The sequence below is a fragment of the Nocardiopsis sp. TNDT3 genome, from assembly GCF_003427465.1.
Classification (GTDB): Bacteria; Actinomycetota; Actinomycetes; order Streptosporangiales; family Streptosporangiaceae; genus Nocardiopsis; species Nocardiopsis dassonvillei.
Genome location: NZ_QPFC01000332.1, coordinates 1 through 4175, shown reverse-complemented (window position 1 = coordinate 4175; position 4175 = coordinate 1). Strand labels below are relative to the sequence as shown.

Genomic DNA, 4175 nt, shown 5'->3' with positions numbered 1-4175 from the left:
GTCCTGGCCGAGGACCTGGAACGGCTCGCCGCCGACCACGAACTCACCGTCGTCGCCTCCGGGCGCGGCGCGCTCTCCGAGGTCTTCCCCCGCGACACCCGGCGCTCGCACTTCCGGTCCCCGCAGCGCTCCCTGGCGCTGGCCTACGTGACCGGCGCCGGGCCCCACCCCGACGGGCCCGTGCTCAGCCGCACCGTCGTCCCCGGCGCGGGGGAGGTCACCACCCTGCCCACCTACTCCCTGGCCGGGGTCTGCGAGGCCGTCATGGTCGAGGCGGTGCCCGGCGGCCCCCTGGACCGGCCGCTGCCCCCCGGCGCCTCCGGCGAGGAGGTCCTCGCGGGCCTGCTGGACGTGCTGTACCGCGAGGCGCCCTGGGAGTACGAGCGCCTGGCCCACGCCCGCCTCGCCGACCCGGGGGCGGCCCTGCGCGGCGGCTACGCGCCGGTGGTGCGCGAACCCGTCGCCCGCCTGGCGAACGGAACCCCCGTCCTGGGCATGGCGGACTCCGTGGTCGCCAACGACCCCGTCACCGCGCAGGGGGCCAACATGGCCTCCTTCGGCGCCGAGGTCTACCGCCGCGCCGTCGTCGACCACGGACGTCGGCCCTTCGACGAGGCCTTCATGCGCTCGGCGTTCGCCGCCTACTGGCGCCTGGCCAGCCAGGTGACCGCGTGGAGCAGGGTCCTGCTCACCGCTCCGCCGCACCTGGAGGAGCTGTACCGCCTCGCCGCGCGCCACCAGGAGACGGCCGACCGCTTCGCCAACTGCTTCAGCGACCCCGGCGACCTGATCGGGTGGTTCCTGCACCCCGAACGGGCACTGGCCTACGTGGACGGCGTCCGGCGCGCCGAACCCGCACGGTCATCCCATCTCCCTATCTCCTGAACCCGGTCGGGACGGTGGGGATGTAGCGTCGCACGCCGTGCCCGTAGAACTCTCCGCCGCCTCCTTCCTGGCCCCCAGCGGCCACGGTCTGCTCGCCCCCACCGACGTGGCGCCGTTCGTCATCGCCGCGGCGGTCGCCGTCCTCCTCGGGGCCGCGGTGCAGAGCACCGTCGGCCTCGGCCTCGGGCTGGTCGCCGCGCCCGTCCTGTCCTTCCTGGACCCCACCCTCGTACCGGGGGCGCTCCTGGTCGCCGTGATCGTCCTGCCCGGACTCACGCTCCTGCAGGAGTGGCGGCACGTGGACTGGCGCGGCCTCGCCTGGGGGCTGCCCGCGCGCCTGCCCGGAACCGCCCTGGGGGTGTGGGTGGTGGCCGTCCTGGAGCCCCGCGCCCTGGCGGGCGCGGTCGGGGCGATGGTGCTGGTGGCCGTCGCCCTCTCGCTCTGGTCCCTGCGGGTGCGCATCACCCCCGTCTCGCTCGTGGCGGCCGGAACCCTGTCCGGGCTCACCGGCACCGCCACCACGATCGGCGGCCCGCCCATGGCGCTGCTCTACCAGTACGAGGAGCCCGCCCGGGTCCGCGCCACCCTGGCCGCGTTCTTCCTGCTGGGCGGCGCGGTCTCGCTGGCGGCCCTGGCCCTGGGCGGCCAGATGGACGCCCGGACCGCCGCCGTCGGGGCCTGCGCGATCCCCCTCGTGGTCGCGGGCTTCTTCGCCGGGACCGCGCTGCGCCGCCGCGTCGACGCCGGGCGGCTGCGCGCTGCCCTGCTGGCGGTGGTGGCGGCCTCCGCGCTGGGGCTGCTCGCCCAGGCCTTCCTGGGCTGACGCGCGGCCACCGCTCCGGGAACCGAGTAATGTACGCGAAAACCCGGTAACCGGACGGCACGGGCGTTGCATGGGCCGCTCCCGCGCGGGGTTGGGTAGGACCCGTGGACGTACGCCCATAAACTCGGGTATGGATACCTGCCGGTAGCCAGGACCGGCCCACGTCAGGGGCACGGGACGGCAAACTCAACGGACACGCGGGACGAGGGGACTGACGAGACAGTGGCACTGTTCGAGTCGATACACAATCCGGAAGCGCTCAAGAGGCTTCCGGCCGACCAGCTCCCTGCGCTGGCACAGGAGATCCGGGACTTCCTGGTCGACTCCTGCTCCCAGACCGGCGGGCACCTGGGCCCCAGCCTCGGCGTCGTCGAGCTGACCATCGCGCTGCACCGGGTCTTCGACTCCCCGAAGGACCCCATCATCTTCGACACCGGGCACCAGGCCTACGCGCACAAGGTGCTCACCGGCCGCCACGACTTCACCAACCTCAAGTCCGAGGGCGGCCTGTCCGGATACCCCTCCCGCGCAGAGTCCGAGCACGACTTCGTCGAGAACTCCCACGCCTCCACCGCGCTGTCCTACGCCGACGGCATGGCCAAGGCCAACGAGGTGCGGGGCCGCACGGACCGCACCGTGGTCGCCGTCATCGGCGACGGCGCCCTCACCGGCGGCATGGCCTGGGAGGCGCTCAACAACATCGCCGAGCGCAGGGACCGGCGCCTGGTCATCGTGGTCAACGACAACGGCCGCTCCTACTCGCCCACCATGGGCGGTCTGGCCGACCACCTCGCCTCCCTGCGCATGGCCCCCGGCTACGAGCAGGCCCTGGACCTGGCCAAGACCACCCTCAACCGCACGCCCGTGGTCGGCCAGCCCCTCTACGAGGCGCTGCACGGCATCAAGAAGGGCCTCAAGGACGCCATCCAGCCGCAGATGATGTTCGAGGACCTGGGCCTGAAGTACCTCGGTCCCATCGACGGCCACGACGAGCAGGCCCTGGAGAAGGCGCTGCGCCGCGCCCGCGACTTCGGCGGCCCGGCGATCGTCCACTGCATCACCCAGAAGGGCAAGGGCTACGCCCCGGCCGAGAACCACGACGAGGACCAGTTCCACGCCCCCGGCCCCTTCGACGTGGCCACCGGCCAGGCCAAGCCCGGCCCCAAGGCCGTCAAGTGGACCTCGGTCTTCGCCGACACCATGGTGGAGATCGGCGCCGAGCGCCCCGACGTGGTGGCCATCACCGCCGCCATGCTCCACCCCACCGGCCTCAACAAGTTCGCCGAGGCCTACCCCGAGCGCACCTTCGACGTGGGCATCGCCGAGCAGCACGCCGCCACCGCGGCCACCGGCATGGCCATGAACGGCCTGCACCCGGTCGTGGCCGTCTACGCCACCTTCCTCAACCGCTGTTTCGACCAGGTGCTCATGGACGCCGCCCTGCACCGCCAGGGCGTCACCTTCTGCCTGGACCGCGCCGGGATCACCGGCAACGACGGCGCCAGCCACAACGGCATGTGGGACATGTCCATCCTCCAGGTGGTCCCGGGCCTGCGCCTGGCCGCGCCCCGCGACGCCGAGCGCCTGCGCGCCCTGGTGCGCGAGGCCGTCGCCGTCGAGGACGCGCCCACCGTCGTGCGCTACCCCAAGGGCGCGGTCGCCGAGCAGCTGGACGCCGTGGGCAGGGTCGGCTCCATGGACCTGCTCCGCCGCGCCGCCGACGGCGGCAACTCCAAGGACCTGCTCATCGTGGGCGTGGGCACCATGGCCCAGGTCGCCTGCGAGGTCGCCGACCGGATGGCCGCCCAGGGGCTGGGCGTCACCGTCATCGACCCCCTGTGGGTCAAGCCGCTGGACGAGGCCCTGGTCGCCGAGGCCGCCGAGCACAGCGTCGTCGCGGTCATCGAGGACAACGGCCGCACCGGCGCGGTCGGCGACGCCGTGGCCCGCCTGCTGCGCGACCACGACGTGGACATGCCGGTGCGCACGTTCGGCATCGCGCAGGAGTTCCTGGACCACGCCAAGCGCGACGACATCCTGCGCGAGCAGGGCCTGACCCCCCAGGAGCTGTCCCGCAGCCTCACCGAGACGGTCTCCCGGCACACCGACGGCGCCAAGTCCGCCGGCGAACTGGCCGACGAGACCGCCTGAGCGCACGTGTCCCAGGCAGCCCGGGGGACGCCCCCGGGCTGCCAGAATGGGCGCATGAGCTCCTCCGAACCTGAGCAGCACAGCACCGCCGCACCGCTCCGGGTGGCCGTGATCGGCTCCGGCCCGGCGGGCGTCTACGCCGCCGACGCCCTGACCCGGCAGCGGCGCGTACCCGTGCGGGTCGACGTCATGGACCGCCTGCCCACGCCCTACGGGCTGGTGCGCTACGGGGTGGCCCCCGACCACACCAAGATCAAGGGCGTGGCCCGGGCGCTGCGCAGGATTCTGGAACACCCCGACGTGCGCTTCGTCGGCG

General features: G+C 73.5%; 4 protein-coding genes. All 4 read left to right on the top strand.

The genetic code is table 11. The annotated features are described in order from the left end of the window. On the top strand, nt 1-885 hold an 885-nt coding region (locus DQW06_RS09050; RefSeq protein WP_117198286.1), incomplete at its 5' end, for a styrene monooxygenase/indole monooxygenase family protein. A gap of 37 nt (nt 886-922) precedes the next feature. Then, entirely contained in the window at nt 923-1708 is a 786-nt protein-coding gene (locus DQW06_RS09045; RefSeq protein WP_117198285.1) for a sulfite exporter TauE/SafE family protein, read from the top strand. 222 nt (nt 1709-1930) lie between these two features. Further along, nucleotides 1931-3859, top strand: a complete 1929-nt coding sequence (gene dxs / locus DQW06_RS09040; RefSeq protein WP_013153866.1) for a 1-deoxy-D-xylulose-5-phosphate synthase — start codon at nt 1931-1933, stop codon at nt 3857-3859. 54 nt (nt 3860-3913) lie between these two features. Continuing rightward, the coding region (locus DQW06_RS09035) for an NAD(P)-binding protein (RefSeq protein WP_157983382.1) at nt 3914-4175 on the top strand (262 nt) is incomplete at its 3' end.